Origin of the sequence: Microcoleus harperi Pol14_C6 (assembly GCF_036701295.1) — a bacterium.
Classification (GTDB): domain Bacteria; phylum Cyanobacteriota; class Cyanobacteriia; order Cyanobacteriales; family Microcoleaceae; genus Microcoleus.
Window position 1 is genome coordinate 147,740 of record NZ_JAUBQN010000005.1, and the last position, 16,773, is coordinate 164,512.

The following is a 16,773-nucleotide window of genomic DNA, read 5'->3' on the forward strand; positions in this document are numbered from 1 at the left end:
TTTTACCAAATCGGGATGCTCTAATTTTTATACCATTTTTCCGCGTGTTTGCCACACATATTTTACTGCCCATCCACCGAAACTCTAAGCATCGAGGAAATAGCGGCTGGCGCGTGTCGCAGCTTCTGGGAAAATCGGTATTGTTTTACCAGCACAAAAATAAAAATTTGCTATCCAGCGTTGAGAACCGGATAGCTAATTTAATTCACTTTGGCGTCAAGCATCCTTGACGTTTTTTACCGCCTCATCAACCGAAGGCTGCAAAGACAAAAATTTCTCTAAGCGAACCAGTTTAACAGTCTGAGTTACGCGGGGATTTGAGACAATTTGCAATGTCCCTTCCAAGGTTTGGGCTTTTTTGACAAGTTGCACAAGTGCGCCCAAGCCTGAACTATCCACAAAGTCTATCTGAGACAAGTCCAAAATTACGTGTTTTGGGCCCTCGTCAATACATTTGCTTATTACCTTCCGAAAAGTTGCCTCAGAAAAAGCGTCCAGCAGGCCCGTCAGGCGAAATAACTGACAGTTATTCCTGACTTCGCGAGTGCCTCTGAGGCTAACGGTCAGGGTCAATGACTCAGGAATGACACCCTCCTAGCTAGATATGGCTTAAAGTCGAGGCTTCATTATAGGAGTTTTTTGGTCTTTTGTCTACAGTTTTTTTTGTCAGCGGTTTTTAGTTTTTTTGAGGCAGCAGTCATTAGCGGTTGACTGCTGACTGCGGACTATTTACTGCTGGCTACTTTCTGATTGTCTCGCATTGACTGCACGAATCGATCGAATAAATAATCGGCGTCGTGCGGGCCCGGACTGGCTTCTGGGTGGTACTGCACTGAGAACAGTGGCAGAGTTTTATGCTTCAATCCGGCTACGGTGCGATCGTTCAAATTGAGATGAGTAATTTCTACTTCGGGGGCTAGGGAATCGGGGTTGATGGCAAAACCGTGATTTTGGCTAGTAATTTCTACTTGCTCAGTTAAACCCGCTGGATGATTCAATCCCCGATGGCCGAACTTAAGTTTAAAAGTTTCTGCGCCCAAGGAAAGTCCCAAAATTTGGTGTCCCATGCAGATGCCGAATACGGGTTTGTCGGACTTTAACAAAGCTTTTGCAGTCGCGATCCCTTCCGTTACCGCCGCCGGATCTCCGGGGCCGTTGGACAGAAAAATCCCGTCCGGGTTGTATTTGAGGATTTCCTCCGGCGACGTGTCAGCGGGGACAACGATGACCCGACATCCGTAACTCGCCAGACGCCGCAGGATGTTGCGCTTGATCCCAAAGTCTAGCGCTACCACCGTCCACATTTTGCCGTTAGCAGGTTTGACTGTAGGACTGAACTCCCAAACCGAGTCCGTGGCTTCAGACCACTCATAAACCTCGCGAGTGGTCACTTCCTGGACTAGATTTAGCCCGTCCATGCTGGGGGCATCTTGCACTTGCTCCAAAAGTTCCGCCTGGTCGAGAATCGTGGTCGAAATGCCACCGTTGATCGCTCCCACCGTGCGAATTTTGCGAGTGAGGGCGCGGGTGTCTATCCCGTAAATGCCGGGGATATCGTACTGTTTCAGGTAGTCTTGCAGAGATTGCGAGCAGCGCCAGTTGCTGGGGCGGCTGCATACGTTGCGGGCGATCGCACCTCGAATTTGTGGGCGCGAGGATTCTTCGTCTTCGAGATTTACCCCGGTATTGCCCAATTCTGGATAAGTAAAAGTTACAATTTGACCGCAATAGCTGGGATCGGTCAATACTTCTTGGTAGCCCGTCATTCCCGTATTAAATACTACCTCGCCAACGACGGTGGCGTCAGCGCCAAACGACCAGCCGCGGTAAGCAGTACCGTCAGCCAAGACTAGGAGAGCGGGTTGTGCAGTTGAAAGTGACATGGCATCCTTAATTACTTTCGTTTGGTTTCATTCTTACCACTGCCAGGGATTTGATGCTAGTCGGCAATATACAGATATTATTTGAATTTGTGCAAGGGTTCGGGAAAGGAAGGCACTTATGCCGGAGGCAGAAGCAACAGGTAATCAAAAAGCTGCAACAAGTGCAAATTTTCCATCTCCCCCAGCGCCAGCAATTTATCTGCCAGCAGCTTAGGTGGCGGGCGGAAATTCTCTATCTATACCAAATCTATACCAAAAGGCAGTTGTCGCTGTTACGATCGAGCTACAGCGTTTAACGAAACTATGGCTAGTAAATCTCCCTTGCCTTTACTCTCAAACTTATACAAGCATCTACTGAACTCTCAAAAACTGTGCAAACCGTTACTGGTTGTAACAACAGTTATTTCTCTGAGCAGTTCAATTTTAATAGGGACTGTTGCCAACTCCTCGCGAGCAGTGGCTCAAGAAAGTGAGGGATGCTTCATGCGGAGCTCGTCAGGCCGAACCGTCAACCTCAGCCAATCAGTCTGCGGTTTTCTCCCCAAAGAATTGACTCCCACCACTTCGGCGGCGGCAAAGTCGGGAGTGTTTCAGGCAAAAATCAAACGCCGAGAGGCTAATATCCCCGTCATAGAAGTCACGTTTAACGGCAAACAAAAGTTCGAGATGATGGTAGATTCAGGAGCTAGTGGCACAGTAATTACACCAGCAATGGCTAAAGCCTTGGGCGTTGTTCTCCAGGGAACAGTGCAAGCACAAACTCCCAACGGAGTGGCTACTTTTCCCCTCGGTCGCTTGACTTCTATTGAAGCAGGTGGTTTGGCGGTTAACAATGTAGTTGTGGCCGTCTCGCCGTCGCTAGATATCGGACTGTTGGGTCACGACTTTTTTGGTAATAAAGATGTGACTATTAAACAAGATGTCATTGAATTTCGATCGCGCTCTTAAACAGAAGAAAGAAGGAAGAAGGAAGAAGGAAGAAGGAAGAAGGATTTTTTTTACTAACCAACAAGAAGAGAAGAGAGAAAAAAGTTTCCCAACTTGAAAAAGTATGAATGCAGAAGGCTGAGTTTTAGACGGTTTGAGCGGGAAGATTGGGGTATTCTAAATTTTTCTTTACTTCTTCCCTCTTCCCTCTTCCTTCTTCCCTCTTCCTTCTTCCCTCTTCCCTCTTCCTTCTTCCCTCTTCCTTCATTTCAAAAACTCAATCAACTGCTGCAACTTCAACCAAGATTCGCCGCTCAATAAAATGTCCTTAGCCATAGAAACTCCTGCTGCGTGGGAACCCATAGGAATTGCACCTCCCACCTGAAAAGCCAAAGACGCATTCAAAGCTACAACATCCATTTGTGCGGGCGTACCTTTGCCTTGCAAAACGTTCCGCAAAATCTCGGCGTTTTCCTCAACATTTCCGCCTTTTAACGAGCCGATCGCACTTGGTGTCAATCCTACCTTTTGGGGGTCTAAAGTAGTCAGTTCGACTTTGCCATCTGACAAAACCGCCAAATCAGTCACATCACCCAACCCCGCCTCGTCCAATTTTTCTCTGCCGTGAACGACTACAGCTAACTCAGTCCCCAACTCGCCCAAAGCTTGGGCAATAGTTGATACCAGACTAGGATCGAACACCCCGATTACCTGCCCTGTAGGGCGCATAGGATTGACAAGGGGCCCTAATAGGTTAAAAATAGTCCGCACCTTCAAAGTGCGCCGGAGCGACGCTACAGCCTTAAGTGCGGGATGCCACCCAGGCGCAAATAAAAAGGTGATGCCTACTTCGTCTACCGCAGCTTTTACCTTCGCGGCATCGGCGTTGAGGTTGACTCCGAGTGCTTCCAACACGTCCGCAGAACCCACTTTGCTTGATGCGGAGCGATTTCCGTGTTTCGCGACTCGAACTTTGCCGGCGGCGGCCACAAAAGCTACAGCCGTGGAAATGTTAAACGTAGAAGCGCCGTCGCCGCCGGTGCCACAAGTATCAATTAATTTGAGATTGGAGAGTGAGGATTTGGGATTAAAAACGCTCTCCGACTCGCCAGCAAGCGACTGAGAATGTATTACCTGAGCCATTCCTGCCAATTCTTGGGCCGAGATGCCTTTGGCTTGGATAGCCGCTAAAATTGCTCCTGAGAGAACGGGGGGAATAGCTTCTGCTAGCCATCCCTGCATCAAGTCGGCTGCTTGGGCGCGTGAGAGAGATTGTCTGTCTAATAGTTGTTGCAGGAGGACTGGCCACACAGGAGAATCCGCCGCCTGGGTTGAAGCTGGGGATAACTCTGGCGTTGCTAGGAGAGGAGAATCTGTCATTTATTAGTTCTAGTCAAATTTAGCTCGATCGAGCTTTGCGGCCAAACCGAGAATCGATCGGGATTTTACCAGACTTGCCGACCACATTTTGCGCGATCGGACCCAGATTTTTGCCCAAATGCCAACACCGCTACAGAATTTTTCACCCCACAGCAGCAGAATATGAATTTTTTGATACAACAATTACCCTATTGTTGTGCCAACTTTACATAGAAACTCCATATCGTACAACTGCCAGCAGTCTGCTGTATTATCTATCAGCAATAATACTTAAGAGTAATTCAGAGCAGCCAAAGACCGATAAAAGTTTCCGACAGGAGTTGTGGAGAGCAAAAATTTTAGACATTAGGAGAACCCCAGATTCATCTGTGGAGTCAATTCTTTAATCTAAAATCTAAGATCTAAAATCGATTGACAGCAAGGACAGCGAGCGTTTAGCTCTTGTATGCGGGTTAGTTGCCTCGGAGAAGAGTCGATCGTACTCTCACCCAAATCCTAAAAATAGGCTCTTGCGGTTGTAGAAGTCGCTGCCTTTAATTGTAAAAACATCCTTGCTACTAACTTATTTCAGGGTATTCAACTGCTAATATATTCAGGGAGATTTCCAGGAGCGGGTTTTGCTCGAACACCTGCACCGCAAGCCGATCGATATGCCAAGGCGAGCGTGACAGCCACTCAACCCTCAAATAAATACCGGAGCAGCTAAACTTTCCGCAGCAACTACTAACAACTAACACCCCAGTAGGACAGATGAATAAACACACTCGTCTCCGGCTGCGACACACCATCTTTTAGCCTAACTAATGGCTCAAATTTAACAGGCGGTAGGCCAAAATATTCAACTCACACACAAGAGCAGGGTATTGACAAGTGGGAAATCAAAAATTAGGAAATAAAGCGATAGAATGCCTGAATGTCGCGGAGGCACTGCACCAAATGGAAGCAAAATATTATAGTATGTTTGAAAATGCTGTGTCGGGTATTTTTCAAACAACCCAGTCCGGTCGCTACATCAGCGCTAATCCAGCTTTGGCTCGCATCTACGGATACAATTCCGCTGCAGAATTGATGACCTGTCTGACTGATATTAGCGATCAGCTTTACGTCAATCCCGATCGCCGCGATCAGTTTGTTTCTGCTTTACAAGAACAGGGGATCGTATCCGATTTTGAGTCGCAGATTTATCGGCGGGACGGAACAATAATTTGGATTGCTGAGAATGCGCGGGCTGTCTGCGATGAAGCAGGGAAATTGCTCTACTATGAAGGTTTTGTAGAAGATATCACCCAGCGCAAGCAAGCAGAATCTGCACTTCGAGAAAGCGAAGAACGCCTGCGCTTAATAATTGAAGGCGTTAAGGATTATGCTATCTTTATGTTAGATCCTGATGGGTATGTAGCTAGCTGGAATTCTGGTGCAGAACGCATTTTGGGATACAAATCTCATGAAATAGTCGGCAATAATTCAGAGTGTTTTTTCACTAAAGAAGATATTGAAATTGGTAAGCCTCAAGAAAAATTAATCCGGGGGGTAGCAGAAGGTCGATACGAAAATGAAGGCTGGCGGCTTCGCAAAGACGGATCGCAATTTTGGGCGAATATTATTGTTACTCCTTTGCGCGACGAAAGGGGAAAGTTGCAAGGCTTTTCGCAAGTAATGCAGGATATTACTGAACAAAAGCGGGCGGCTGAAGAAAAGATGCAGTTGATTGCTTCTTTGCAGGCATCGGAAAAAAAGTTTCGCACTTTGTACGAATCGACGACTGATGCGGTAATGCTGCTAGACGAAGAGGGTTTTTTGGATTGCAATCCGGCTACTTTAAAGTTATTTGGATGCAGCACTGAATCGGAGTTTTGCGGCAAGCATCCTTCGGAGTTCAGCCCGCCGTTGCAACCGGACGGACAAGATTCTATGAGTCTTTCTCAAGAGCGAATTAATACGGCTCTGCGATCGGGAAATTGCCGTTTTGACTGGAGGCACTGCCGTTTGGATGGTTCAGAGTTTCCTGCGGAAGTCCTGCTAACTTCTATGGATATCGGTGGCAAAATAGGGCTGCAAGGCGTGGTCCGCGATATCACTTATCGGGTGCAGGCTGAGGAAGCCCTGAAGCAGGCTAATGAGGTATTAGAATGCCGAGTTAAAGAGCGGACAAGTCAGTTGGAAGAGGCTATTAAAAAGTTGATTTTATCGGAAGAAAAGTTTTCTAAAGCTTTTAGATCTAGTCCAGATCCGATGATTATTACTACTTTTGCTGAGGGTCGTTTTATTGAAGTTAATGATAGTTTTCTGTCGATGACTGGTTACGATTTAGAAGAAACGCTCTGGAATACAGTACCGGGGTTAAATATTTGGGTAAGGGCTGAAGACCGACTTAATTTTAGGCGAAGTTTGCACGAACAAGGTGTTGTTCGCAATCACGAGTGCGAGTTTCGGATGAAGTCTGGATCGGTGGTGGTGTGTTTGCTGTCAGCAGAGTTGATTAATTTGGACGGCGAACTCTGTATGCTGGCGGTGATGACGGATATTACCGATCGCAAACACGCCGAAGAAGCCCTACGGGAAAGCCAGCGGGCCCTGGCGACGCTGATGAGCAATTTGCCGGGGATGGCCTACCGTTTTCGCAACGATGCCGATCGCAGTATGGAGTTTGTCAGCGAAGGTTGCTATCAGTTAGCCGGCTATTCTCCTGAAGAATTTATCGGCACTCGGCAAATTTCTCTCTCGGAACTGACTCACCCGGACGATCGCGAGAATTTGTGGAATGCCGTACAAGTTGCGTTGCAAGAAAATCGACCCTATCAGCTAAATTACCGAATTACTTCTAAAAATGGTGAATTAAAATGGGTTTGGGAGCAAGGTTTGGGAGTGTTTTCCGACTCTGGAGAATTGATAGCTTTGGAAGGCTTAATTACTGATATTTCCGAGCAGAAACGCAGTGAAGAAGCTTTGCGGCGATCGCAAACCGAGTTAACCCAACAAAAACTTCAACTCGAAAATACTTTGCACGAATTGCAGCAAACTCAAGCTCAATTGATTCACACTGAGAAAATGTCTACTCTGGGTCAAATGGTAGCCGGTGTCGCTCACGAAATTAATAATCCTGTTAGCAGCGTCTGTGGCAATCTCGTCCACGTTGGTCACTACACAGAAGATTTGCTGAATTTGCTCGATATGTACCAGCAGCACTGCCCGCAGCCACCTGCAGCAATTCAAAATAAAATTAAGGATATCGAATTAGAGTTTCTATTAGAAGATTTGCCGAAAGCGATGTCTTCGATGCAGGTTGGGGCCGATCGCATTCGGGAAATCGTGCGATCGCTTAGAAATTTCTCCCGCAAGGATGATTCTCAAATGAGCAAAGTTAACCTGCACGAAGGGATTGAAGGAACGTTGCTGATTCTGCAAACCCGCCTGAAAGCCAGAGGCAACTATCCCGAAATTGCGGTAATTAAGGACTATGGAAATTTGCCTTTGGTTGAGTGTTATGCCGGCAAAATCAATCAGGTATTTATGAATTTGATCGGCAATGCGATCGACGCGATCGAGGAATACAACGAAGGGCGTTCAGTTGCTGAAGTCAAAGCTAATCGCAGCAAGATTAAAATTAGGACAGAAGTCCACAACTCCAATGCTGTAATTAGGATTTCTGACAACGGTCCCGGTATGCCAGAAGAAGTTTCCCAGCAGTTATTCGAGGCTTTTTTTACCACCAAGCCCGCCGGCAAAGGCACCGGTTTAGGTTTGTCAATTTCCTACAAAGTTGTCCAAGAACACGGTGGTAAACTTAGCTGCGTGTCTGCACTCGGCCACGGAGCAGAGTTTATCATAGAATTGCCGATCGAACAACCGATTAAACAATCCTAAAGTGCGATCTGGGCGATCGCATTTCCGATAAGAGTCGCGGTTTGTCGTGAGGACTAAAGTCCTCATAAAACTCGATCTGACTAAAGCGATAAGGTGCCGTGGGTATGGAACCCTACATAGAGAAGTTTTGCGTATGTTCTGTATTGCTGAAACCTTGGCTTTTATCACAACTCGAATTACTGTCCCCACTTACCATTGGTAATGATTGAGAAAGCGACTAATAATAGTGGTACTTACTGTTTAAGAATGGTTAACATTGACCTACCCGATTGTTTCTGTGCCCTTTCTTTCACATTTTGGGAGAAAATGCAAGGGCTAGTTAAGAATGGTGCAAGATGTGAGATAAAACTAACTATTTTTGACAAGGACTAAAAGATTGTCGGTGAAAGACAGATACACCGCAGCGTTCCAAAGCCAATTTATGTTTAGCAGTACCGTATCCCTTGTTATTTGTCAAGTCATATTCAGGATACTTAACAGCCAAACGTACTATTAATTCATCGCGCCAAACTTTCGCCACAATACTAGCAGCAGCAATCTGAATCGATCGCGCATCACCCTTGATCATCGTCTCTTGCTCGATCGCCAAATTGGGAATCCTTTGATTCCCATCAACCAAACACAAATCCGGCGTCACCTTCAACTTCAAAATCGCCCGTTTCATCGCCAACAAAGAAGCCTGCAAAATATTGAGGCGATCGATCTCCCGCACCGAAGCGGCACCAATTTGACAGTCAACCGCCACAGCCCGGATTTTTACGGCTAACCGACTCCGGGCTGCGGCACTCAACTGCTTGCTGTCGCGCACCCCGCAACTTGCTAATTCACCGAGAACTTCGTCGGGCAAAATGCAGGCTGCAGCCACCACCGGCCCGAACAAAGCGCCTCGTCCGACTTCATCCACACCTGCAATTACTAGAGTGTTCGAGGGAGAGGGGGAAAGGGGAAGATGGAAAGATGGGAAGAGAGTAAAAATTTCTACTTCTTCCTTCTTCTCTCTTCCCTCTGACTTCTTCCCTCTTCCCTCTGACTTCATATCACTCATCCACAACGGCTGACGAGCGGCGGCGGCGGCGACGGTTGATAGCAGGCTCCTCGGGTTCGCTGGGTTGGCTGAGTTGGCTGGGTTCGATCGGCTCATGGGATTGGATCGGCTCATGGGATTGGATCGGCTCATAGGATTCGATCGGCTCATGGGATTGGATCGGCTCATGGGATTCGATCGGCTCATAGGATTCGATCGGCTCATAGGATTCGATCGGCTCATGGGATTCGCCTATCACATCGTTGGGTTCCTCCATCCGATCAAAATCATCAGTTTCGTCGATCGAACTCTCGCCATAAATTTGGGCCTCATCATCATCCTCCTCAGAAAAAACAGGCTCAACTACCGATCTTTCTGGATAATAATCCCGTTCCTCAACATTCTCTGCAGGCGCCGCCGCTTCAAATTCAAATTCGAGCTGCTCGAAAGGCGGCTTGTTCGGGGCCGCTCCCGGGAGAGTCACCGAAACGATCGCATTCTTAGGATTTTTCACACTGCGATCAGTAAGCACCAAAGGAGAAACCCCCATCAGAGCATAAACATCCTGCTCCTCCGCCGTCATTTCCACCGAAATCACCTCTGGAGGCTCCACCATAGGCTTCATCAACTCAGACTTAGCCGGACGCACACGCTCGAAATCCTCGCGCCTGCCAACAGTCGCCATATTCACCAGCCCGAAGCCCTCCGAAGCCGCCCGGATTCCGGGGGGTGCAAGATACTCAGAGCGCGTATCCGCGACAGGCGCGCTCGAAGTATTCGGCAGTCGCAACTTGCTGCGTACCGGTTCCTCCTCCGCCGGGAGAGCAAAAGGCTCTTCGCCAATCCGGCGACGACGGCGGCGTCTAGTTCCGTTCCCCAAATCCTGATAGCTGGGATGGTTGAGCAAGTCCAAAGATGAGGCGTTGCTGCCAGTCTCAAAATCCAAACTTTCGCTTTGAGGTTCCCAAGCAGCCCGAGCAGGTTCGGGGGGGCGTTCTTCCCGCACTGGGGCAGGAGTTGCAGCCGCCACAGGCGTCAAGCTGCGGCGTTCCAATCCTTCGGGCAAATTCAACAAAACGCGGTTCGACGTAGCGACGGTACGATCGCCCGATTCCCGCACCGCTGCGGCGAAGTCTTCTTCTCCGGGGAGTTGCACCAGATGACCCAACCCGCTGCAAGTCGGACAACTGTGACCAAACAACTCGTAAATATTTTGACCTTGGCGCTTGCGAGTCAGTTCTACCAGTCCCAATTCCGACAGTTGAGCGATTTGCGGCCGAGCTTTGTCAGCTTTGAGAGCTTTATTGAAATGTTCCAGCACTTGCAACTGATCGCGGCGGGATTCCATGTCAATAAAGTCAACAATAATCACCCCGGCAATATTGCGTAACCGCAGTTGTCTAGCAATTTCCGTTGCTGCTTCGCAATTTGTCCAGAGTACCGTTTCCCGAGCCGTGGCCGATCGAGTAAACGAGCCAGAGTTGACATCGATCACCGTCAGCGCCTCAGTCGGCTCGATAATCACATAACCACCCGAAGGCAAATCAACCCTTGGTCTGAGGGCTTCTCGAATCGCAGCATTAACGCGGAAAAATTCTAAAATCGAGGCGCGCTCTCGGTGGTGGTCGATCAAAACTCCCGCAGGAAGTTTACCGCCGTTCCAGCTCATCAACTGCTGCTTCACCCGCTTAATGCCATTTTGCGAGTCCACCACAATCCGATTCACGTCACCGCTGAACATATCTCGCAGCACCCGCTGAATAAAATCGTCATCCCGGTTGAGCAGTGCCGGCGCCCGCGAAGTACCGCCTTCTAGTTGAACGGCTTCCCATTGTTTTTGGAGGACTTCCAAATCTTCCATGATCGCTTCTTCGGTCATCCCTTCAGCTTCAGTGCGTACCAGCAACCCCATCCCGGCCGGTTTCACCAAAATAGCCAGGGCTCTGAGGCGGTTGCGCTCGGCTTCCGACTTGATCCGCCGCGAGAGATTGACTCCCCTGCCGTAGGGCATCAGTACCAAATAGCGGCCCGGCAGGGTAATGTTGCCTGTCAGCCGGGGGCCTTTGCTGCCCGTCGGTTCTTTCATTACCTGCACCACCACTTTCTGCTGGGGGGTCAGGAGTTCTGTAATTGCTCCTGCCGAGCGTTTAAGGCGCAGCGGGCCGAGGTCTGTGACGTGCATAAACCCGTTACGTTCTGGGTCGCCGATATTGACGAACGCCGCATCTATCCCAGGCAGTACATTTTCAACAATTCCCAAGTAAATGTCACTGACTTGGTGGCTGCCTGTGGCTACCACAAGTTCTTGGATTTGATCTTCTGAAAAGACGGCAGCAATGCGATGCTGCTCTGCTATAACTATCTGCTTTGTCATTCAATTTCCTCAAAAAACTGGCAGCAAGTTAGAGACACTTACGCACTCATAGTGCCTCTGAACTTAGACTGTAATTAGTAGTAGCTTGAAGAGTTATTAGCTGTGAGTTGGTGCAGGGTGGAAGGAAAGTTAACTGTTGACCGTTCACTGTTAACTGTTCAGTGTTAACTGTTACAGATAAAGTAGTTAAACCCGCCCGTACAGAGTTATGAGTTATGCTCAGCAGATAAATCTGAGAGAGAGAAATAAGGAGGTTTTTATCGAGTTAGCTCTATTGAGATTTGAGCTGAGAATTGCGAAATCAATACTCAAAACTCAACACTTACAACTCTTCCTTTGAACTCAGCGAATAAATTCATTGACACCGTACTAATTTCTTAACACACAACTTAACACTCCGAACTGATAACTCCGCTTGCGTGGTGGTTGAGGGCTGGTTTTGAGCGAAAGTAGGTAGGAGTGAAAGCGCCTAGACTTTTGTTGAATTCTTGCGCGATCGCACTCAACACACCCCAGCTTGGCATTCGACTGCAACCTCCGCCCCTGCCAACCCTAAAACCTCGTCAGTCGATTTTAGATTTTAGATTTTAGATTTTAGATTTACTCCACAGATGAATTTGGGAGATTGAACTAGAGTCTAAAATCTAAAATTTTGGTTTTCCACGAATTAAGTCGGGGGCTTATCTCCGTTTTTTGACGGTTCAGTCAATTTTAAATTTTAAATTTTAGATTTACTCCACAGATAAATCTGGGAGATTGAACTAGAGTCTAAAATCTAAAATTTTTGGTTCTCCACGAATTAAGTCGGGGGCTTATTTCCGTTTTTTGACGGGTCAGTCGATTTTAGATTTTAAATTTTAGATTTTAGATTTTAGATTTACTCCACAGATGAACCTGGGAGATTGAACTAAAGTGTCAAATCTAAAATTTTTGGCTCTTCACGACTTAAGTCGGGGGCTTATCTCCATTTTTCGACGGGTAAGTCGATTTTAGATTTTAGATTTTAGATGTTAGATTGACTCCACGGATAAATCTGGGAGCTGGAACTTTAATCTAAAATCTAAAATTTTTGGTTCTCCACGACTTAAGTCGGGGGCTTATCTCCGTTTTTTGACCCGTCAAAAACATCTATTGTTGAATACCCGCTCTGCGGTTTGAACCGTGAGATTTGTGAATAAGCCGACCACCGACAACCAGTCGATCGATCGAAATTAATCGCTAAATTTGGTTCAGACCCCGCTCCTGCAGGTTTGGCGCTAGATTTAGCCCGTGAATGTACAACAAAAAGGCTTGAAGTCTTGAACAGAAGCAATTTGCACCCAGCCCGCGTTGCTGGTTGACGAGGGCGGCGAGCGACTAAAGCGCTCGAGCCGCCGCGGCTTCCATAACAAGCGATTATAGCGTGAAACGACACATCCCGATCGAGAGCCGAAGGTGAAATATTCCACCACAGCTCCCCTATTTTAACCATAACCCAGGATTAGCTGACTACGCTCAACCTGCAGAAGCTGAATTTCCTGCTGGCTGACTTGTTCGAGCATGAAAATAATATGTTCTGGCTTTAGCAAGTTGCCGTCGCTGCGACAACTCCCGATACAGCGCAAGACGGCTCTACCTTCGGATGTAGTACCAGAGGCAGAGGTGCTGGTGTCTGGTTTCGGCTCTACAAGTTCTAGTTTGTGCAGCCTTTCACGTAAATTGACATCCTGCGTCTTTCCCGACTTAGTAGTATGCACCCGCCAAAAAGCCTCGGTTTCGACGATCGTCTTAACCCAAGCTTCCCAAGTGGCATCAGGAGCCACGGAGACAGGAGCAGCATTGTCTCCGTCTAATTCGCCATTTTCTGTCAGCGAACCCCCTACAGCGACAGTAATCACGTACTCCGCTGCTTCTAACAACTGGTTAGCAGAAGGAGCCTTGAGATCGATCAAATCAACCTTGTAAATCGGAATATTTTCCGGCAGCTTAGCCACCAACTTTTCCCGAAAACTCTCAATATCGATCGACTCAGTGAGCTCAAAGTCGGCAATTTCCCCTGTGCTGGTAACGCCCAGAGGCAGAGCATTTGCCAGAGAAATCCGAGGGTTCGGGTGAAAGCCGCCGGTAAACGAAATCGGCAAATCTGCTCTGCGGACTACTCGGTCGAACAATCGGATCAAATCCAAATGACCAACCAAAGCCATATCGCCCACCTTCCCGAACCAAACCCGCAAACGCTGTTTCCGCTCCGTATTCGGGACAAACTCCCCAGCAAACTCTGGAATTGGCAGCGCCTCCACAACCACATTGTGTCCGAAATCGGTGCCACACACCCCGCAGCGCGAACACCCTTCAAAGGAACAGTCTGGAACCGTCGCTGCTTCTAAAGCCTTTTGCAAGTCAATTTTCAGCCAGTTTTTATCGATCCCCGTATCTAAGTGATCCCAAGGCAGGGATTGATCGAGAGAAAGAGAGGGGGAGGGGGAGAGGGGGAGATGCGGAGAATCGGAAAAATCTTCCTTGATTTCTCTTCCTTCTTCCTTCTTATCTCTTCCTTCTTCCTTCTCAAAAAGATTCCACTCCCCGCTTTCAACTTGGCGGTATTTCCAGGTAAGACCGGATTCATCGATCGCCTGAGTCCAAGCTTTGTAAGCCTGATCCAAGCTTTCCCACCACGCATCCATACCCGCGCCCAGTTCCCAAGCGCGGCGGACTACAGCAGCCAAACGCCGATCGCCCCGTCCGACAAAATCCTCCATTGCCGAAATCCGCACATCAGTGTAATTCACCTTGACGCCCCGCATCCCCCGAAATTCTGCCTTCAGGAGTTTTTGCTTGCGGGAAAACTCAGCAGTAGAAACCGAGTGCCACTGAAAAGGAGTGTGAGGCTTAGGCGTAAAATTAGAAATTGTCAAGTTAAAATTCAGTCCCCGCCGACCATCCACCCTGCATTCCCGGTGCAGCCAGCGGACTGTTTCGGCGATACCCAGAACATCAAAATCGGTTTCCCCAGGCAAACCGATCATAAAATACAGCTTGATTTTATCCCAGCCGCGATCGACCGCAGTTTTGACACCCCGAAGCAATTCTTCATTGGTCAAACCTTTGTTAACGATGTCGCGCATGCGCTGAGTACCAGCTTCCGGGGCAAAAGTCAAACCGCCTTGTCGGGTACCGCCGAGAATGTCGGCAATATTATCGTCAAATCTGTCAACCCGCTGGCTGGGTAGAGACAGAGAAATGTTTTTATCTTTGAGGCGATTTTTGATTTCCATCCCGACTGCTGGGAGTGCCAGATAGTCGGAACAACTCAGGGAAAGCAGGGAAAACTCGCTGTGCCCGGTGGCTTGCATACCCTGTTCGATCGCCTCTACGACTTGCTGCGGTTCGACATCGCGTGCGGGGCGAGTCAGCATTCCCGGTTGACAGAAGCGACACCCGCGGGTGCATCCCCGGCGGATTTCTACTGTCAGTCTGTCGTGTACTGTCTGGACGTAGGGAACCAGCCCGATCGAATAAGCTGGTATCGGAGTTGCCACGCGGCGCAGAATTCGTTCTGGAACTTGCGGGCGGTTGGGATGAACAGAACCGTCGGCCGCCATATCGTAGAATTGCGGGACGTAGACGCCTGGAATTTGCGCTAAATCCAGCAGCAATGCTTCTCGGCTCAAATTATTAGTTTTGCCTTCTGCCAAAATCAAGCCAATTTCTGGCAGCAACTCTTCTCCATCTCCCAAAGCGATGAAGTCAAAAAAGTCCGCGTAGGGTTCGGGGTTAGAAGTTGCTGTTTGCCCGCCAGCAAAAATCAGCGGAATTTGAGCACCGTTTTGGGCATTTGTCGCTCTTTCTTGCCAAGTTAGGGGAATGCCGGCTAAATCCAGCATTTCCAGAATGTTTGTGGCTCCGAGTTCGTAGCTGAGGCTGAAGCCCAGAATATCAAATTCTGTGAGCGATCGCCTCGATTCTACGGCAAACAGCGGAGTTTTAGTCGATCGCAGTTTTGCTGCCAAGTCTGGTGCGGGCAAATAAGCTCGATCGCACAACTGTCTCGGCCCTGCGTTCAAAATATTGTAAAGGATGATGTGCCCCAGATTGGAAGCACCCACTTCATAAACTTCTGGGTAAGTGAGAACCCAGCGCACCAAAGCCTCGTCCCAAGGCTTGTGCGTAGATCCCAATTCGTTTCCCAGATAACGAGCAGGCTGATTAATGTCTGCTGTAAGTAATTCTTCGACTTTTACTGCCACGGCTCGACTCGCTAAATATTTGCGACTCTTAAGCAGCCTACCTTAAAATCTGCCAACACGCCAACGACAGTAGCCTGTCTTTTCGGGCATTTAACCGAATTTGCTGTGTTTTGTTGCTGGTTTTCGCCTAGGAGGCACGTCTACCAGTGCTGGTTTACGCAGGAGTTTTCGGCTTCAAAGCTATCGACATTTTCAAATATTTCAAACACTCGATCGAGTTGGCTGAGTTCCAGAATCATCTTAATCCCTGGAGAAACTGAGCAAAGACTAAACCTGCGCCCCATTTTTTTCGCCTGCTTGAGGCCCGAAACCAATGCCATCAAACCGGCACTGTCAATAAATTTTACTGCGCCCAAATCTACGAGTACCGCTACCACCCCAGGGGCTGCAATTGCTGTCATTAGTTGCCGTCCGAATTCTGCGCAGGTGGCTGCATTCAGGTGGTCTAGGGGTCGAATCACCGTAATTGGTTTATGGGCAAGAAGTGTCTGCATATGTCAAACCTATGGTTGCTACGTATTTTCAACTACTGTGCTGGACAGGTGTAAGCCTAAACCTACTTGATTACTCTGAGGCTAACTTGCTCTGAGGGAAATCGACCAGTTTTTTCAGTAGTTTTACTGAATCTTTATTTATTGCCTCTTTTTTATGAAATTTTGCGTAAGATTTGGGCAGGAAACGTAAGCTACTATACTATTTTTTATTAATGCCAGCAGCTTGAGTCTTGGTAACTCTAAAAATTGCGATCGACTTTGCCCTAGCTGTTAGATAAAACTGAACAATGTAATTTCAATCACTTATTAGTTCTGATCTAGATCACCTGTTTGCTCGACACTTCAGAGGAAAATTAAACTGTACGGAGTTCTCCGACTTACTATGCAAGCAACTCATGCTATTCGTCAACTTGTAGAAAAAGCCCTCTACATTAAGCAGTTGACGCCTGACATTGAAAACGAAATCAACTACGAGCTCACCCGTTTGGGGTACATCTCGGATATTGATTATGAGGCTTTAGAGTTATTAATGGATGAAATGGATGCCGGCCGGGTGCAATTGGTATCTAACCGTCGATAGTGGAAAGTTGGCGACCAGTCC

General features: G+C 48.0%; 13 protein-coding genes. 3 read left to right on the forward strand and 10 right to left on the reverse strand.

What is annotated here, in order from left to right; translation table 11 throughout:
• Positions 1-216: 216 nt before the first annotated feature.
• Both QUA27_RS06220 and carA read right to left on the reverse strand, forming a co-directional pair.
• Positions 217-573, reverse strand: a complete 357-nt coding sequence (locus tag QUA27_RS06220) for an STAS domain-containing protein (protein WP_015176627.1) — start codon at positions 571-573, stop codon at positions 217-219.
• Between the two features lie 152 nt (positions 574-725).
• Positions 726-1,883, reverse strand: coding sequence for a glutamine-hydrolyzing carbamoyl-phosphate synthase small subunit (carA, locus tag QUA27_RS06225; protein ID WP_333067016.1), 1,158 nt, complete (start codon positions 1,881-1,883; stop codon positions 726-728).
• Positions 1,884-2,366: 483 nt separating this feature from the next.
• Here carA and QUA27_RS06230 point away from each other — a divergent pair, with 483 nt between their 5' ends.
• On the forward strand, positions 2,367-2,831 hold the full coding sequence (locus tag QUA27_RS06230) for a retropepsin-like aspartic protease family protein (RefSeq protein ID WP_333067017.1): 465 nt from the start codon (positions 2,367-2,369) through the stop codon (positions 2,829-2,831).
• A gap of 124 nt (positions 2,832-2,955) precedes the next feature.
• Here the strand turns inward: QUA27_RS06230 and QUA27_RS06235 are convergent, their stop codons facing one another.
• From QUA27_RS06235 to QUA27_RS06245, 3 genes are read right to left on the reverse strand one after another with little or no spacing between them, the layout of a single operon-like run.
• Entirely contained in the window at positions 2,956-3,078 is a 123-nt protein-coding gene (locus QUA27_RS06235; protein ID WP_333067018.1) for a hypothetical protein, read from the reverse strand.
• Positions 3,075-4,190: an anthranilate phosphoribosyltransferase gene (gene trpD, locus QUA27_RS06240; protein WP_333067019.1), complete on the reverse strand. Its 1,116-nt coding sequence runs from the start codon at positions 4,188-4,190 to the stop codon at positions 3,075-3,077. Before trpD ends, QUA27_RS06235 begins: the two co-directional genes overlap by 4 nt.
• Before the next feature lie 9 nt (positions 4,191-4,199).
• Complete coding sequence (locus QUA27_RS06245) at positions 4,200-4,370, reverse strand: hypothetical protein (protein ID WP_333067020.1); 171 nt, start codon at positions 4,368-4,370, stop codon at positions 4,200-4,202.
• 690 nt (positions 4,371-5,060) lie between these two features.
• Between QUA27_RS06245 and QUA27_RS06250 the strand changes: the two genes are divergently transcribed.
• Positions 5,061-8,054 (forward strand): PAS domain-containing sensor histidine kinase, encoded by a 2,994-nt coding sequence (locus QUA27_RS06250; RefSeq protein ID WP_333067021.1) that lies wholly within the window; start codon positions 5,061-5,063, stop codon positions 8,052-8,054.
• Between the two features lie 352 nt (positions 8,055-8,406).
• Here the strand turns inward: QUA27_RS06250 and QUA27_RS06255 are convergent, their stop codons facing one another.
• The 5 genes from QUA27_RS06255 to QUA27_RS06275 form a co-directional block, all read right to left on the reverse strand.
• Positions 8,407-9,090: a ribonuclease HII gene (locus tag QUA27_RS06255; protein ID WP_333067022.1), complete on the reverse strand. Its 684-nt coding sequence runs from the start codon at positions 9,088-9,090 to the stop codon at positions 8,407-8,409.
• 1 nt (position 9,091) lies between these two features.
• Positions 9,092-11,452 carry a ribonuclease E gene (gene rne, locus QUA27_RS06260; protein ID WP_333067023.1) on the reverse strand — a complete coding sequence of 787 codons (2,361 nt, stop codon included), beginning with the start codon at positions 11,450-11,452 and terminating at the stop codon, positions 9,092-9,094.
• Positions 11,453-11,841: 389 nt separating this feature from the next.
• Positions 11,842-11,976: a hypothetical protein gene (locus QUA27_RS06265; protein ID WP_333067024.1), complete on the reverse strand. Its 135-nt coding sequence runs from the start codon at positions 11,974-11,976 to the stop codon at positions 11,842-11,844.
• 939 nt (positions 11,977-12,915) lie between these two features.
• Positions 12,916-15,678 carry a TIGR03960 family B12-binding radical SAM protein gene (locus QUA27_RS06270; protein WP_333067025.1) on the reverse strand — a complete coding sequence of 921 codons (2,763 nt, stop codon included), beginning with the start codon at positions 15,676-15,678 and terminating at the stop codon, positions 12,916-12,918.
• Positions 15,679-15,818: 140 nt separating this feature from the next.
• The gene (locus QUA27_RS06275) at positions 15,819-16,172 is read right to left on the reverse strand and encodes an STAS domain-containing protein (RefSeq protein WP_333067026.1); all 354 of its coding nucleotides are present in this window, start codon (positions 16,170-16,172) and stop codon (positions 15,819-15,821) included.
• Between the two features lie 382 nt (positions 16,173-16,554).
• Between QUA27_RS06275 and QUA27_RS06280 the strand changes: the two genes are divergently transcribed.
• Positions 16,555-16,752 (forward strand): hypothetical protein, encoded by a 198-nt coding sequence (locus tag QUA27_RS06280; protein ID WP_333067027.1) that lies wholly within the window; start codon positions 16,555-16,557, stop codon positions 16,750-16,752.
• Positions 16,753-16,773: the final 21 nt, after the last annotated feature.